Below are 16,449 nucleotides of genomic sequence, written 5' to 3'. Positions count from 1 at the left end.
TATTCATCCATTCTCCGACAAGTTTACTTGCGCGAATTAAAGAATAGCAGTTGCTAATAAACAGATTGTTGATCATCGACATTTTTCACGCCGCCGATAATTTTCCTTAAAATCAAAGCGATCAATTAATATTTACTGTATGTAGGATAAATGTAACTATGTTGCTCGTTGTTTGCTGGATTTAAAGATTGCGCAACGGCTTGGTTGGTGGTTCGATCATCTTTTTCATTCGTTTACACTTTTTATCTCAACCTTGGTTGTGTTGCTAATCCTCGTTATGAGATAAATGCACGTTAATTAAATATTCACCTTATTCTCCTTATCTTCTCCACCAACATTCGGCGAGATAAATCCAGAGAAATTGCAATATTCTAGGAGTTCTGATGCGGCATATGCTTAAGATAGTCTCAGTTATTACTGCGGCGCTATGGATAACAGCTTGTAATTCTGAAGCTGAGGGGCCAAAAGCCAATGCAGGACCGCAAGGAGTTCCTGTGAATGTGGTTAAGGTTACTACGCAAGCGCAAGATATCATGATGGAACTGCCAGGTCGAAGCCGCGCATTTATGCAAGCGGAAGTGCGTCCACAGGTCAGCGGTATCATTGAAGCGCGCAGTTTCGTTGAAGGCGGTTTAGTGACAGTGGGTCAGTCGTTATATCAAATCGACCCTTCTACTTATGAAGCGGCCTTAGTGAGCGCTAAAGCTGACTTAGCTCGCGCTGAAGCCATGGAAGTCTCAACCAAGGCGACCGCCGCCCGTTTCCAAAAATTGGTTAAAACCAATGCCATTAGCGATCAAGATTTTGACCAAGCTAAAGCTTCTTACTTAGAAGCCAAGGCGAGTGTCGCTATCGCCAATGCTGCCATTAACAATGCTGAAATCAACTTAGCCTATACCAAAATGGCGGCGCCAATTTCTGGCCGTATTGGTAAGTCTAATGTGACGCCGGGTGCCTTAGTTACCGCGAACCAGAGCCAAGCGCTGGCGCAAATTTCACAGCTTGACCCAATCAACGTTGACATAGTGCAATCAAGCACCCAAATGCTGCGTTTAAATTCTCGTATTGCTAGCGGTCAACTGCTGCAACCAGAAACCACAGCGGTAAGACTGGTACTGGAAGATGGCACGCCCTATCCACATCAAGGCAAGCTGCAATTCTCTGAAGTGACTGTGGATGAAAACACGGGTTCAGTAAGCATGCGCGCTGAGTTCCCAAATCCCGATGGTATCTTGCTGCCAGGTATGTTTGTGCGTACCACTATGACAGTAGGTAATGATCCTAAAGCGATTTTAGTGCCACAAAAAGGCGTAACTCGTAACCCTAAAGGTCAAGGTCTTGCCATGGTTGTGGGTGCTGACAATAAAGTTGAAGCTCGCATTGTCACCACAGCGGAAGTGATTAATAACCAGTGGTTAGTAACCAGTGGTTTGCAAGACGGCGATTTAGTGATTGTTGAGGGCTTACAGAAAGTACGTCCAGGTGCGACCGCTATTCCACAGATAGTTTCTAATACTGCTGATAAGTAACGGGAAGAATTCATGGCACGTTATTTTATTGATCGCCCCATCTTTGCATGGGTGATCGCCATTATTATTATGTTGGCGGGGGTCTTAGCGATTAAGACCTTGCCCGTCTCCCAGTATCCAAGCATTGCGCCGCCGACAGTGGTTATCAACGCCACTTACCCAGGTGCGTCGGCAAAAACTGTCGAAGATACAGTAACTCAGGTTATTGAACAGCGCATGACTGGCCTGGATAACTTGCGTTATATCACTTCGCAAAGTGATAGTTTTGGTGGTGCAACCATCACCTTAACCTTTAACGCCGAAGCCGATGCTGACATTGCTCAGGTGCAAGTGCAGAACAAACTGCAGCTGGCCATGCCTTTACTGCCACAAGAAGTGCAGGCGCAAGGTATTAGCGTAACTAAGTCCAGTACCGGCTTCTTAATGGTACTTGGCTTCGTGTCGCAAGACGGCTCCATGGATAAAGCGGATATTGGTGACTATGTTGCCAGTAACATTCAAGATCCATTAAGCCGTGTGGCAGGCGTGGGTGATATTCAGTTATTCGGCGCTCAATATGCTATGCGTATTTGGCTCGATCCGCTGAAATTAAACCAATACAGCTTAACCACCAATGACATTTTGATGGCAATTCGCCAGCAAAACGCTCAGGTGTCAGCCGGTCAATTAGGCGGCACGCCGTCAGTGAAAGGCCAGCAGTTAAACGCGACTATTTCTGCTCAGTCACGTTTACAAACCGCCGAAGAGTTCCAAGCCATAGTGCTGAAATCAGACTCTAGCGGCGCAAAAGTGTACTTAAAAGATGTGGCTGAAGTTGAAGTTGGCGCCGAAAGTTACATGGTGACTTCTTTCTATAACGGTCGCCCAGCATCAGGGCTTGCGGTTCAGTTAGCCACTGGCGCTAACGCTCTTGATACTGCTGCGGCAGTGCTTGAGCAAATGGAAGAGATGAAGCCTTTCTTCCCGCAAGGGCTAGAAATGGTGATCCCATTTAACACTACTCCATTCGTCGGTAAGTCGATTGAAGGCGTAGTGCACACTCTGCTGGAAGCTGTGGTACTGGTTTTCTTAATCATGTACCTGTTCTTGCAGAACTTCCGCGCAACCTTAATTCCTATGATCGCGGTACCTGTGGTGCTGTTAGGTACCTTTGGTATCTTGGCGGCGGCAGGCTTCTCAATCAACACCTTAACCATGTTCGCTATGGTGCTCGCTATTGGTCTGCTGGTGGATGACGCCATTGTGGTGGTGGAAAACGTGGAGCGAGTCATGTCTGAAGAGGGCTTAAGCCCACTTGAGGCCACCCGTAAATCCATGGATCAAATCACCGGTGCTCTGGTAGGTATTGGTTTAACTCTGTCTGCGGTATTCGTGCCTATGGCATTTATGTCAGGTTCGACCGGGGTTATTTATCGTCAGTTCTCTATTACTATCGTGTCGGCCATGGGCCTGTCGGTATTAGTGGCTATCGTTCTGACTCCAGCCTTGTGTGCCACTATGCTTAAGCCGCTTAAGCAAGGTCACACACATATCAATACTGGTTTCTTTGGTTGGTTTAACCGTCATTTTGATAATCTGACCAACAAGTACGAATCAACCGTAGGCACTATCGTTAAGCGTACTGGCCGCGTGTTTGTGATCTATTTAGCCTTAGTGGTTGCCACGGGCTGGATTTTCATGCGCATGCCAACGGCCTTCTTGCCTGATGAAGACCAAGGCGTGATGTTCGTGCAAGCCATTTTGCCACCAAACTCTACTCAAGAAATGACCCAGCAGGTGTTAGATAAGGTCAATGATTATCTGACTGTGGATGAAGAGAAGGCAGTTAACTCAGTGTTTACCGTATCAGGCTTTAGTTTCGCTGGTATGGGCCAAAACATGGGTCTAGCTTTCGTGGACATGAAGCCTTGGGATGACCGTACGGCGCCAGGTCTTGATGTGCAGTCGGTAGCTAACCGTGCCATGGGCGCCTTTATGCAAATTAAAGAAGCCTTTGTGTTCGCTTTCGTGCCGCCTGCGGTATTAGAGCTAGGTACGGCTAACGGTTTTGATATGTACCTGCAGGATAAAAGTGGTCAAGGACACGATGCGCTTATCGCTGCCCGTAACCAACTGCTCGGTATGGCGGCTCAAGATCCAAGCCTAATGGGCGTTCGCCCTAACGGTCAGGAAGATGCGCCTCAGTATCAACTGCATATCGATCATGGCAAACTGCGCGCCTTAAGTCTGAATCTGGATGACGTTAATAGCGTACTGGCAACCGCTTGGGGTGGATCGTATGTCAATGACTACATCGACCGCGGCCGCGTGAAGAAAGTATTTGTGCAAGGTGCTGCTGAAGCGCGGATGCAAGCTGAAGATTTAGATGCCTGGTTCGTGCGTAACAGCAAAGGCGAAATGGTGCCATTTTCTGCGTTTGCCACTGGCACTTGGGAATTCGGTTCACCGCGTCTTGAGCGTTTCGGTGGTTTGCCAGCGGTTAACATTCAAGGGGCAACAGCGCCTGGCGTAAGTACCGGTGCTGCCATGGATACCATGGAAAACTTTGCTAAGCAGTTGCCAGCAGGCTTTGGTATTGAGTGGAGCGGCTTGTCTTATGAAGAGCGTCTCTCAGGTAACCAAGCGCCTATGCTGTATGCGCTGTCTATCTTAGTGGTGTTCTTAGTGCTCGCGGCTCTGTATGAAAGCTGGTCAGTACCTTTTGCGGTAATTCTAGTAGTACCACTTGGGGTTATTGGCGCCTTGTTAGCGACTTATGGCCGCGGCCTTAACAACGACGTATTCTTCCAAGTAGGTCTGTTAACCACAGTCGGCTTAGCGACTAAGAACGCCATCTTGATTGTAGAATTCGCGAAAGAATACTACGAGAAAGGCGCTGGATTAGTAGAAGCCACTTTGCACGCAGTGCGAGTGCGTTTACGTCCTATCTTAATGACGTCGTTAGCCTTTGGTTTAGGGGTTGTGCCTCTTGCCATTAGTACTGGTGTGGGTTCAGGCGCACAGAATGCTATCGGTACTGGCGTACTGGGCGGCATGATGAGCTCGACCTTCTTAGGTATCTTCTTTATCCCATTGTTCTTTGTGATTGTTGAGCGCATCTTCAGTCATCGTGAACGTAAGGGCAAAGAGAGCACTACCGATAAGAAGTAAACTCACACGAGTGAACTAATTAAAAAACCCGCCGAGTGCGGGTTTTTTATTGGCTGCAATAGGCAGGGATTTTACTAGCGCGAGGCTTACAGCGCGTGATGAATTGCTGTGGTTAGCAGTAACTCATTGTCATCGAGCGCATGCACATCGCAGCGACTGGCAGTCAACAGCGCGTACGATGCGCGGCCATGATTGCGTGGAATGGTGGTGGAACCTGGGTTTATCAGCAAAATGCCATCACGATACTCAGCGGTCGCAATATGGGTGTGACCATAGACTAAGGCGTCACCTGCTTGCAGCGGCGGCAGATTATCTGGATGGTAAATATGGCCATGGGTTAAGAACAAGCGCATTTGTGGCATTAACACTTGCTGATAAGTGGCTGTGATAGGAAATTGCAGCAGCATTTGATCGACTTCGCTGTCGCAATTACCGCGTACCGCAATGATGCGGTCGGCATAAGTATTTAATAATTCAGCCAGTTGCACTGGGTTATAGCCATCAGGGATAGCATTGCGCGGGCCGTGATTGAGTAAATCCCCAAGTAACAATAAATAACGGGCACCAGATTGCTCAAAGCGCTCAAGCATAGCTTGGCCAGCAGTGAGTGAACCGTGCAGATCGGAGGCGATAAAGAGTGTCATGATAAAACCTTACAAACTAACTCAGGCCGTCAATATAGCGCCTAAGCCGAGCTTTGCAAGGGTAAAGCGTTAGCGGCAAATCATGGACGTGATAACGCGGGCATGGCGCAGAGGTTTGAGCTGGCATTAAAACTAATGGCGGCTAAGGTTGCCCCTCACCGCCATTAGCTCGATGCGTGACGTACGACTAATCGCAAGTCAGTATTTATCTTAAGGTACGTAGTAAGTGGCAGCGCCTGGACCGACTGGTATGCCAAGTACAAACACCCACAAGAAGAAGAAACTGACCCAACCGATAAAGAAGATGATGGTATAGGGCAGCATAGTTGCTATCAGCGTGCCGATACCGAGATCTTTCTTATAGCGACAAGCCACCGCCAAAATCAGACCGAAATAACTCATCATGGGGGTGATCAAGTTAGTCACTGAATCACCAATTCGGTAAGCCGCTTGAATGGTTTCTGGCGCATAACCAATTAACATAAGCATAGGTACAAAGATAGGCGCGGTAATCGCCCACTGCGCTGAGGCGCTGCCTAATGACAAGTTAATAATGCCGCACATAAAGATAAACAGCACAAATACCATAGGGCCAGTTAAGCCAATAGCCGTCAAGGCTTCGGCGCCTGCTACGGCTAATACTGCGCCTAAATTAGTCCACTGGAAGAAAGCCACAAACTGCGAGGCGAAAAATACCAATACGATATACATGCCCATTGAGCTCATGCTGTGAGACATAGCATCAATCACATCTTTATCGGTTTTCATTATGCCAATGGCTTTGCCATACACTAAGCCTGGAATAGCAAAACCAATAAAGATGAAGGCCACTATGCCTTTTAAGAAAGGTGAACCCGACACAGCGCCAGTGGCTTGATTGCGCAGCGGCGCGCCTTCAGGCACAACCAGCAAGGCAATAGTGAGTACAAACGCCAGCGTTGCCCAGCCCGCGAGTTTAAGCGCGCGCTTTTCTTCAGGGCTAACGGTTTCCATTTTTTGATCGCTTAAATCAATGCCAGCTTCACTTGGGTCGTACTTGCCTAAGTTAGGCTCGACAATTTTCTCAGTAACAAAAGCGCCTAAGATGGTGATGATAAAGGTTGAGGCAAACATAAAGTACCAGTTGGCTTCTGGCCCTACGTTATATTGCGGGTCAATCATGCGCGCGGCTGTTTCTGTGATACCAGATAACAATGGATCCACAGTCCCCAATAATAAGTTGGCGCTATAACCGCCAGATACGCCAGCAAAGGCAGCGGCTAAACCAGCTAATGGGTGGCGTCCAAGGGAGTGGAAAATCATGGCGGCCATGGGAATTAATACCACATAACCTAGCTCAGAGGCGGTATTAGAGACTATGCCAGCAAACACAATAGTGACTGTTACTAAGCGCTTGGAGCTGCCAATCACCAGTAAACGCATGGCGGCGGATAACATGCCAGAGCGCTCTGCAATACCTACGCCTAATAGCGCAACTAGCACAGTGCCTAATGGCGCAAAACCAGTGAAGTTAGTGACAAGGTTTGACACTATCATCCGCAGGCCTTCGCCATTCATTAAGCTAACCACATGAATTAAGCCATCGGCACTGCGCCCTGAGGCGCCGACTGGGCGCGGGTCAGCTACCGACATGCCAAAATAGCCGGCAATACCGCTTATCACTAAAATGGCGAGACAGAAGATGGCAAACAAGGTGATGGGGTGCGGCAACAAATTGCCCAGGCGCTCAATAGTGTTCAAAAACTTAACAAACCAGCCTTTGCTGGCGAGATCTTGCGGGGAATGGCTCACCCCGTGGCTCGATGATTGACTCATGGCTACTTCCTTCAACTAGTTAGGTGCTAAGCACTCTTGTTATCACTGTGCTGCGATTTGTAGTTATGGTGCAGCTTGCAGGTAGTGGTGGGTTGTTACAATTTTGACTGTGTGGCGCGTATTGGAATTTAAGCTAAATTCTGCGGCGTGTATTTTTCACACTCTCGCCACCCTAAGTAAAACAACAGCTTTAACTAGGTATGGTTATGATATTCAGGTATTTAGCGCCACATGTCAAAAAATACTTATTATGCCTCCTCTTCGCAAAGTTAACTTTGTGTTTAATCTAAGTTTTGCTTAAATTAAATTATCGTGCTGCTTAAAAAATACCGCCAACACCTATGCGCAACATCATGTAAATGCTATGTTTTATTGATGATTCGATAATTTCGGAAGGAAAAATTCGCCAGAACTTGGCTTATCGATAAATTGCTAAGACAAAGACGCGTAAAAACATTTGTTGTCTATTTGTGTTGGTATGGCAGTGAATTTGCTAGAGTTAGTGGTAGGCAGGCTTAAGGACTTGGAATTAGGGATGATAGTGCAACCACGGACAGGGTATTTACTCTGCATATTATTGTTAAGCTTGCTGCCAGTGAGTGACGCTTTTGCAGCATCAGCCGCTAAAGCTGACAAAAAATATTCAGTTTATCGCTACCAGCGCGCCGATGGTTTATGGGTATTTACCGACAAAACTCCTGCCAGCAAAGGTTATACCTTATTACTGTTTGACTGCTTCGCTTGTGGTGATGATGGCTTAGATTGGAAGCGGGTGGGGCTACATGTTGGCCCTTATCGACAACTCATCAAACAAGCGGCCAATAAGCATCAAGTGGAAGAAGCCTTAATTCAGGCCGTTATTCACGCCGAGTCGAATTTTAACCCCTTAGCTGTGTCGCGCCGCGGCGCCATGGGATTAATGCAATTAATGCCGCCCACAGCCAAAGAGCTTGGGGTCACCAATGCCTTTTTACCTGAACAAAATATCTCGGCGGGTACTGAATACTTGGCTAGTATGCTGCGCCGCTTTAATGGCGACTTAACTAAGGCGTGTGCCGCCTACAATGCTGGAGCCTCCAATGTTGAGCGCTTTAATGGCGTGCCGCCCTTTGCTGAGACGCGCGCCTATGTGGCGCGGGTGAAGATTTTACTGGCGCGTTACCGTAAGCAAGCGGTCTAAACTCATAGCTCTAAACTAAGAGCCTAAACTACGCACACTAATCTAAGAGCACTAAGCTCATAGCTCAGCATCCTAATAAGCAGCCTTAACCGCCCCATAAAAATGTATGGTCCGCCTCGTTATTGCAAATGATATTTTCGATAACGAGGTTGGTTTGCGCTAATGTATTCGGAGTCTTCATTAGGTGCTACCACCCGCTCCACGATGAGTTCCGCGCTAGATTGTCCTCAAAAAGCCCAAAGCATACTGCGTTGCTGTTTTTTATGTCAGGTCTTCAATCTAGTGGTCTGACCGTTCTGCCATCTTTTTTATCATCTGCAAACTCGGCTTAAACTCTTACTTCAAATGCTTGCTTGGTCGATAACACTGACCACGCTATCCGCACTAACTTATTCGCCAAAGCGACAACCGCTACGTTAAATGGCTTTCTGGCTCTTAACTCCAAAATCCATTCACCAAAAACAGCGACTGCAACCTCTGGCCTTGATAAAATCGACCGTGCACCATGGATGAATAACGTCCTCAACGCTTTGTTGCCGCGCTTACTTATCCCCAAAAGCGTGGTTTTGCCGCCAGTTGAGTATTGATGTGGGACAAGCCCTATCCAGGCGGCTAACTGTCGTCCATTTTTAAAGTGACCCACATCGGAGATATCCGCTAAACACTGACTCGCTGTTAAATTTCCCACACCTGGGATAGATTTAAGCAGTTGAGCATCTTCATTTTGCTCGACAAGCTGTTTCATCTTGCTATGCCCTTTAGGGAAGCTCATACCAAATTCAAGCAAGATAGCTCCAATACGGGACATGCACGCGGTACGCTCTTTTACGTAACTAGAACGAATACGTTGGATCACTGAGATAACCTGAGCAGTTTCAGTTTTAACACCAACAAAGCGCATCGATGGGCGTGTTGATGCTTCCGCTATTGCATCAGCATCGATGTAATCATTTTTATTAGTTTTAACGTAAGGTTTAACGTACTGCGGAGGAATGAGTTTAACTTCGTGCCCAAAAGACTGGCACTTTCGAGCGAGCCAATGTGAGCCACCACATGACTCCATAGCTATGATTGTTGCGGATATTTGAGCTAAAAACTCAGTAAGTTTTGCGCGAGATAAATGCTTTCGAAATTGCTCAGTGTTGATGGGACGTATTTTAAGACGCATAACACTGAAGAAAACCATCACTTTGGCTTTGCACAAAGCACGGCTTCTTTTCCCTCTGTGCTGGCGGTCACCTTAATGTCTACTCGTAGCCACTTACTTTCTGATGCGGCTTTCGGGCCTGTTACCCACAGTGAAATTCACTATGCACAGCAATTGGTTGGCTCAGCTCCCGAGAATTCGCTCACGTTGTTTGACCGTGGGTTTATGTCTGCCGAATTGCTCATCAGCGGGCAAGGAAGCGGTGCAAACACCCATTGGTTAACCCCGATAAAGTCTAAGACCCGCTATCAAATTATCGAGTCATTCTCAGAGTATGACCATCTGGTTGAGATGCCGGTATCACCCCAAGCTCAACAGCAAGCGCCTTATCTGGGGGAGAGCTGGCAAGCCCGCCTTATTCTTATTCCGTCACCCAAAGGTGATATCAAAGGGTTTATCACGTCCTGCCTATGCCCCAACATCTATCCAGTGAACGATTTACTCAAGGTGTATTGGCAGCGATGGGAGATAGAGAGGGGTTATGGTGAGCTAAAGCAATATCAACTGGAAAATAAACCTGTCCTGCGCAGTAAGAAGAAGGATGGGGTGTATCAAGAATTATGGGGGATCTTAACGACCTACAATATTATTCGGCTAGAGATGGCCGCAATGGCAGTGCAACATAAAGTTGAGTCACAGAGGATAAGTTTCATTAATGCCCTGTTTTTAATACAGGATGAGTTTGGTTGGAGCGACAGAGGGAGTCCGGGAGCGATCCCACAGCACTTAAAACGACTGAGGGAAAATGGCAAAAGGTTGATTTTACCCCCAAAGAGGAAGCGGCCCAGCTACCCGCGTGTGGTGCTAAAGAAAACAGTGAAATATCCAAGTAAAAATGCCACTCGCTCTTAAGCGAGTGGCATTATGCACAGGGCTGGGCTAATCCATGTAAACTCAGGCTTATTCGCCAACTTCCCATTTAACTTGGGTAAAGCCGCCGCCTTGATCTAGACAAGTGCTTAAATAGCTTAAGGTCTCTTCTGCCAAGGTGTCGAGTTGCCATGGCGGGTTAATCACCCATAACCCTGCGGCAGTCATGCCAAATTCATTGCTATCGGGAGCAATCGCTTGCTCAATACGCAGTTGGCGCTTAATACCGCTGGCCTTTAAGATATCGAACATGGCTTCGGTTTGGTCGCGATTAACGACTGGATACCAAATCATATAGACGCCAGTGGCAAAGCGCTTATAGGCTTCAATCACGCTGATGGCGACATCTTCATAGTCGGTTTTCATTTCATAGCTTGGATCAACCAAGACTAACGCGCGGCGCTCTAATGGCGGCATGGCAGCAATTAAGCCTTGTAAGCCATCGGCATTGCGCACTTTAACTTTACGCTCGCCAGCAAACTGCTGGGAAATAGTGTCAAAGTCAGTGGTGTGCAGTTCGTGCAATACCATACGATCTTTCGGGCGCAGCTCCATATCCATGATAGAAGGCGAACCTGGGTAGTACTCAAGTGCATCCGACTCGCCATTAAATAGGCGTACAGCTCGCACGTAATCGGCCAAAGACTCTGGCAGATCAGTGGCTTGCCATAATTTAGCGATACCTTCTAAATACTCACCGGTTTTTTGGGCAAATTCAGCGTTTAATGAATATCCACCCGCGCCGGCATGAGTGTCGACATACACAAATGGCTTATCTTTTTTTTGCAGTAAGCGAATGGTCTGCAGCAGCAGACTGTGTTTAAGCACATCGGCATAATTGCCGGCGTGATAGCCGTGGCGGTAACTAAGCATGGGAGCCTGTGATAACAAAAGAATAATGGCGCATTATAGCTAGCCATAGGCGAGATGTCATGGACGCTTGAGTGCATAGCTAAGCAGACAGTGGCATAATGGCGCCGAGATACTTAACCTAGATGTGATGCCGTGAGCCAAGCGATTTACTTTGATATTAATGATGACCGTCTGGTCGCGATTGCCAATGAGCAGCAACTGAGCTTTGAGCAAGATGCCTTGTTTGAATTGACCTTTGTGGATGCGGCGTTAACTCTGCTTAAACGCGACGAGCCTAAACTTGGCGGCATTAGTGTCGATTTTATTGCTGGCGCCGTGGCGCACCGCCGTAAATTTGGTGGTGGTCGTGGTCAATCCATTGCCAAAGCCGTAGGTTTAAAACATGGCTCTAATCCCACTGTGGTGGATGGTACTGCTGGCCTTGGCCGCGATGCCTTTGTTCTGGCAAGCCTTGGTTGCAAAGTCACTATGCTAGAGCGCAACCCCGTGGTGGCCGCTTTGTTAGCTGATGGTTTACACCGCGCTTATCAGGACGCTGAAATTGGCTCTTGGATGCGTGAGCGCATGAGCTTAGTGCACGCCTCAAGTTTGCAAGCATTGCCTGCATTAGGCTTAAGCCCTGATGTGGTGTATCTCGACCCTATGTATCCGCACCGCGAAAAATCAGCGCTAGTGAAAAAAGAAATGCGGGTATTTCAATCTTTAGTGGGCGCCGACCTTGATGCCGATGGCTTATTGCAACCAGCCTTAGATTTGGCCACTAAGCGCGTGGTAGTTAAGCGTCCAGATTACGCCGAGGATCTCGATGGCCTTAAGCCAAATGCTGTGATTGCGACTAAGAAAAACCGCTTTGATGTCTATGTTAAAGCCGCTATGGTTAGTTGATAACAGTTTGTTTTTGGTGATAAATTTATTTTATTATGATGGTAGTCTGATATAAGTCAATAGTCTGCTTGCAGCGACATTTATTTGTTGCTGCACCAGTCTGCTTGCAGCAACACCAAGCTTAAGCGGTCGAAACGCTTATCTATAAAGGGTTTGGCAGCACAGATACCTCATGCTGTCTTTGTAATCGCATAACAATAACATTCGAGTCTCAGTTGTTGGAATCGTAACGCGGGCTGAGTTCAAACCGAGTTTATAGGCAGTGCCCTTCAAAACATCCAGCTAGGCAATGAGCTATTATTGCTAAAAGTCATTATTTTTCAGTTAAATATCCTCTATAGATTATTATCATCTGGTTGCTCCATTTCTTGTTTGCCTCTTCATCGTCAAGTGACTTATCGTTATGCTCGTACAAACCAAAAACGCATTATGCTGTTGTTTTAGATGATAATAATTGTTCAATTTATTAACTGCTACCTATCACCCAAGCTCATGGCTAACTATTACGGCGGTGTCAGTCGTTCAAAACTGTCTCATTTTTGAGACTTAGCTAAAGATATTCAATTCAATGAGTTATTCAAAGTCCTGCGGCAATAGCCTAAATCCATATCTTAAAAATAAGACTTAACTTATCTCGTGCACAATAAAATCAATAGGTTAAAAGCGGCATTCAAATTGCCTCTTCGTGCTCGTCCTTACTCATAGGTAAATAACGGGGTAATAAAATGAAGTCAGCGTTTGGATTGATCATGCTTTTTGCGAGCTTGTTGGCTGGAGGGGTTGAGGCATCTACTCGTCCCTTGTTTGCTGGACAACATCAAGAGATTGGTGAGGTAGAAACTCTTTATCAGGGGAATCAGTTGGTTGTGAGTGTACAGGTGACTGAAGTCGGTTGGTGTCTAGAGCGTTCCCATCTGTATGTGGGAGAGAGCCAACCGCTATCATCCGCGCCTGGACAATTCCCCTATAGCCACGAGCTAGGCTGCGCCCGGAGTGATATCTATAGGGTAGATGTCAACGCAGTGGATCAGTATGTCGCTTATCATGCAGAAAGTAAGCAGTCGAGCTATCCCATAGGCGGGACGGTTTCCTACTCTGTCAAATTCCCTGGTGGCGATTCTTACTTTGATGCAACCATCAATGGCACAGGTCCCTTTAATGCATGGTGTATGGATTTGGAGCGTTTTATCTCTCCGGGCACCACCTACACCAACTGTGAGTTACGGTCATTGAATGATCCTGATTTGGGCGTGGTCGATAAGGAGCAGAATCTGAATGCAGTCTCTTGGATATTGAATCAAGACTGGAGTCAATCTCAGTATTCTTGGCAAGATATTCAGGGGGCTATCTGGAAGCTGACCGATGATAGCAATCCTACGTCGCCTGCCGGCGGTATTAGCTGGAATGAGACCAATGCACTGGCCATAGTTGCGCTCGCTGTTGAAAATGGTAGCACTTATCAGGCGGGCAGTTTTGAAGGGCTAGTGCTTTTGTGCCGCAATACCGCTGGAGCGATTACCCAGCAAATTACTGTGGTGGCGGTTCCTGCTTTAAATTTCTTTATTGGTGAAGATACTGCCTGGGCCGATGGTGACAGTAACTGGTATAACGGCAAAGGTAACAAGATAGGTTGGGGCACCTATTGGCTTGAAGTTTACCCTACTTTATAAATATTGGATGTTACGACAAAGCCGGCTAAATGCCGGTTTTTGTTTTTGATAGACAAAATAGCTATCTACATATCATGGATTTGCTTTTTGCCGTTGCAGAAGGATAAATATAGTTACCTTAGGTTTGGTAAGGTCAATGTCACACCTAGAGAGTTAAGTTAGTCAGATTAAGTGTTGTGTCTCACATTAATTAGGCGCCACCTAGAAAGGGGTATCAACAATAGGTGTTAATGTAACTTATTGTATATAAAAACAACCTCTGCCAAATCGCCATGAATATAAAACTAATTTACCTACTTGGGCTGATGTCATTTACAGCCATTGCCAATGCCGATAATCGCGTTGAACTCGCCCAGCAAAGTTGGCAAGCAACCGCGCAGTCGGATCACAGAGTGGATTTATTGGCGGAGCGCCCTGATTTAGTGCTGCTGTACGCGGGTTCATCTTTCGCCAAGGAATACAATAGCCCCAGAGGGCATCAGTTTGCTGTGATGGACGCGACTCACATATTGCGCACCGGCAGCGGCACCAAAGCTTTGGGCGATCCGGGCGCAAGTTGCTGGTCTTGCAAAGCCCCTGGCGCCGTCGCATTAACTCAAACCATGGGCGAGCAGGGGTTTGCGAGCAAAAGCTTTGCCGATGTTGCCTATGCCATGGACGTGAGTGTTGGTTGTGATGATTGCCACAAGTCAGGCTCAGCAGAATTAGCCTTGCCGCGCGCACGTGCCAGTAATGCCATGAATAAAATCCGCATGCCTTTTGATGCTCAAACCCCAGCGGTTAAGGCTTCGCAAGTGTGCGGTCAATGCCATGTCACTTATTACTTTCAGCCAGAAAAAACCAATGCGGTAAACATCCCATGGATATTTGGTAACGATGCTGACAACATTGAAAAATATTATGATACCCGCCGTTTTGCTGACTTTGTTCACCCAATCTCTGGCGTTCCTATCATCAAAGCGCGCCACCCTGAATTTGAACATTGGAGCCGCAGCGTTCACGCCCAAAGTGAAATAGGCTGCGCTGATTGCCACATGGCGACCACGACAGCAAATGATGGCAAAGCAGTCACTAACCACAAAATCACTAGCAGTTTTAATAACTTTGAGACTAAGTGCTCGGGATGCCATGAAAGTGCGACAGAGATAACTCAGCTAATCGCCACCAATAAAAGCGAGCTAGATAGCAAGCGCACAGACGTTGAAAAACTATTGGTCAAAGCGCATATAGAGGCCGGCACTGCGTGGGATAGCGGCCTAGCATGGGGAGATTTGGAAAGTGCGCTGATGGATATTCGCCATGCCCAGTGGCGCTGGGATTATGTGGTGGCATCTCATGGCACCCACGCCCACAACAGCAAAGAAGCCATGTATTTATTAGATGTGGCGCAGCGGCAAGTGGAAATGGCTAGAGCCAAGTTGGCGCAGATGTTAAAGACCATAGACGCGCCTACCGTTAACTATCCAGCGTTAAGGTCTAAAGCCGATGCCCAAGCCTTTATTGGCCTCAATATGGCGCAGCTTAAGGCCGAGAAGCAAAAATTCTTACAAGAGGTAGTTAAATCGAGTTGGCCAAGCGCTAGCCATAGCCTTGATAAATAGCCTTAAGCCTGCTTCGCCATTTTATGGATTTGATATCGTAACGAAAATAAGCAAGGTCGCAAGGGGGGGGCACCTTGCTGCCTGCATCGCGGATACCTTAGGTGTGTGCGGTAAAGTTAATCTCTATTTCCTAGCGCCACAATTTAATTAAAGTGATGCTTTGCCAGTGGTAAGTTATTGTTGTGGTTAAATGATAACTTAATGAAAGAAACTTTTATGGTAGCAGGAGCCGAGTTGGAACCATCAACAGCGAAAAGCATAATTTCTACATCAAAATCCGTTCTTAACACTTTAAAAAAAGCACATAACCTATATGTTAAATATAGGGTAACGCAGTTTTTGAGCACTCTTGAAGATGAAATTGAAAACTTAAGTATTGAACGCCAAAAAGAGATTAATGAGTTTTTAAATAACAAAAAATCACAAAAGGTTCTAGCTGATTATGCTGCTGCCATAACAAGTACATCGAGTGATATTGCAATAAGAGCATTGGCTTTATTGCTTATTGATGATCGACAGTTCAGCTTCACTGAAAACGAGAAGGCCAGATTTATTTCGTGTATTAGAGGTATGGACGACCTTAAAGTTAATCTATTCATCAAGCTATCAGAGCTAAAGTGCATAGACTTGGAAACTGTCTTCCCAATCTATCTCATAAACAATATTAATCACCCTGAACTTGAATTAGGCGTCGATATTGATGAGCTATTTGCTTACGCAGAAGATTTTATCAATCGGGGGTTGTTACTGAGGGATCCTCGTTCGGAAACCGGATCGAGTTTCTATTCTCCTGCCGCTGGTGATTGGTCAATTTGTTTCGGAATCAGCGCGACGCTAAAAAAGTATGCCTCTTTTTTGAGGAAGGCTAAATACTTAACTCAGAATAAGCAATGTCAAACACTCCAAAAGAGACGGTAAACATTTTATGTTATCGATGGCAGGATTTAAGTGGTTCAGTTTGAACGATTCGCTAAAAATCCACGGATTTTTTAACCCCCTGCGTTTCTATTGGTCGAAAGCCACAT

General features: G+C 46.6%; 11 protein-coding genes and 1 pseudogene. 8 read left to right on the top strand and 4 right to left on the bottom strand.

Going from position 1 to position 16,449, the window contains the following annotated elements; translation table 11 throughout:
• The first annotated feature begins 383 nt into the window (after nucleotides 1-383).
• Both FJQ87_RS00395 and FJQ87_RS00390 read left to right on the top strand, forming a co-directional pair.
• Nucleotides 384-1,529, top strand: a complete 1,146-nt coding sequence (locus FJQ87_RS00395) for an efflux RND transporter periplasmic adaptor subunit (RefSeq protein ID WP_140930008.1) — start codon at nucleotides 384-386, stop codon at nucleotides 1,527-1,529.
• 12 nt (nucleotides 1,530-1,541) lie between these two features.
• A complete protein-coding gene (locus tag FJQ87_RS00390; RefSeq protein WP_140930007.1) occupies nucleotides 1,542-4,679 on the top strand; it encodes an efflux RND transporter permease subunit in 3,138 nt (1,045 codons plus the stop codon).
• A gap of 86 nt (nucleotides 4,680-4,765) precedes the next feature.
• Here FJQ87_RS00390 and yfcE read toward each other — a convergent pair whose 3' ends face one another.
• Nucleotides 4,766-5,323 carry a phosphodiesterase gene (yfcE, locus tag FJQ87_RS00385; RefSeq protein ID WP_140930006.1) on the bottom strand — a complete coding sequence of 186 codons (558 nt, stop codon included), beginning with the start codon at nucleotides 5,321-5,323 and terminating at the stop codon, nucleotides 4,766-4,768.
• 210 nt (nucleotides 5,324-5,533) lie between these two features.
• Nucleotides 5,534-7,138 carry an AbgT family transporter gene (locus tag FJQ87_RS00380; RefSeq protein WP_140930005.1) on the bottom strand — a complete coding sequence of 535 codons (1,605 nt, stop codon included), beginning with the start codon at nucleotides 7,136-7,138 and terminating at the stop codon, nucleotides 5,534-5,536.
• A 535-nt stretch (nucleotides 7,139-7,673) separates the two neighbouring features.
• Between FJQ87_RS00380 and FJQ87_RS00375 the strand changes: the two genes are divergently transcribed.
• On the top strand, nucleotides 7,674-8,318 hold the full coding sequence (locus FJQ87_RS00375; protein ID WP_206194357.1) for a lytic transglycosylase domain-containing protein: 645 nt from the start codon (nucleotides 7,674-7,676) through the stop codon (nucleotides 8,316-8,318).
• A 328-nt stretch (nucleotides 8,319-8,646) separates the two neighbouring features.
• On the opposite strand, the gene FJQ87_RS00370 is transcribed toward FJQ87_RS00375, so the two are convergent.
• Nucleotides 8,647-9,486, bottom strand: coding sequence for an IS110 family transposase (locus FJQ87_RS00370; RefSeq protein ID WP_140930003.1), 840 nt, complete (start codon nucleotides 9,484-9,486; stop codon nucleotides 8,647-8,649).
• On the opposite strand from FJQ87_RS00370, the gene FJQ87_RS00365 reads away from it, so the two are divergent.
• Nucleotides 9,439-10,377 (top strand): IS4 family transposase, encoded by a 939-nt coding sequence (locus tag FJQ87_RS00365; RefSeq protein ID WP_140930002.1) that lies wholly within the window; start codon nucleotides 9,439-9,441, stop codon nucleotides 10,375-10,377. The genes FJQ87_RS00370 and FJQ87_RS00365 overlap by 48 nt on opposite strands.
• 48 nt (nucleotides 10,378-10,425) lie before the next feature.
• Here the strand turns inward: FJQ87_RS00365 and rlmJ are convergent, their stop codons facing one another.
• Entirely contained in the window at nucleotides 10,426-11,268 is an 843-nt protein-coding gene (gene rlmJ / locus FJQ87_RS00360) for a 23S rRNA (adenine(2030)-N(6))-methyltransferase RlmJ (RefSeq protein ID WP_140930001.1), read from the bottom strand.
• Between the two features lie 171 nt (nucleotides 11,269-11,439).
• Here rlmJ and FJQ87_RS00355 point away from each other — a divergent pair.
• From FJQ87_RS00355 to FJQ87_RS00340, 4 genes and pseudogenes are all read left to right on the top strand, one after another.
• Nucleotides 11,440-12,153 (top strand): annotated as a pseudogene (locus FJQ87_RS00355) (class I SAM-dependent methyltransferase); the annotation flags it as partial.
• A gap of 725 nt (nucleotides 12,154-12,878) precedes the next feature.
• Complete coding sequence (locus tag FJQ87_RS00350; protein ID WP_140930000.1) at nucleotides 12,879-13,823, top strand: hypothetical protein; 945 nt, start codon at nucleotides 12,879-12,881, stop codon at nucleotides 13,821-13,823.
• Between the two features lie 272 nt (nucleotides 13,824-14,095).
• Nucleotides 14,096-15,424, top strand: a complete 1,329-nt coding sequence (locus FJQ87_RS00345; protein ID WP_140929999.1) for an ammonia-forming cytochrome c nitrite reductase subunit c552 — start codon at nucleotides 14,096-14,098, stop codon at nucleotides 15,422-15,424.
• A gap of 201 nt (nucleotides 15,425-15,625) precedes the next feature.
• Nucleotides 15,626-16,342, top strand: coding sequence for a hypothetical protein (locus tag FJQ87_RS00340; protein WP_140929998.1), 717 nt, complete (start codon nucleotides 15,626-15,628; stop codon nucleotides 16,340-16,342).
• Nucleotides 16,343-16,449: the final 107 nt, after the last annotated feature.

The sequence above is a fragment of the Shewanella sp. SNU WT4 genome (assembly GCF_006494715.1).
GTDB lineage: Bacteria > Pseudomonadota > Gammaproteobacteria > Enterobacterales > Shewanellaceae > Shewanella.
This window is presented reverse-complemented; position numbering and strand designations above follow the sequence as displayed.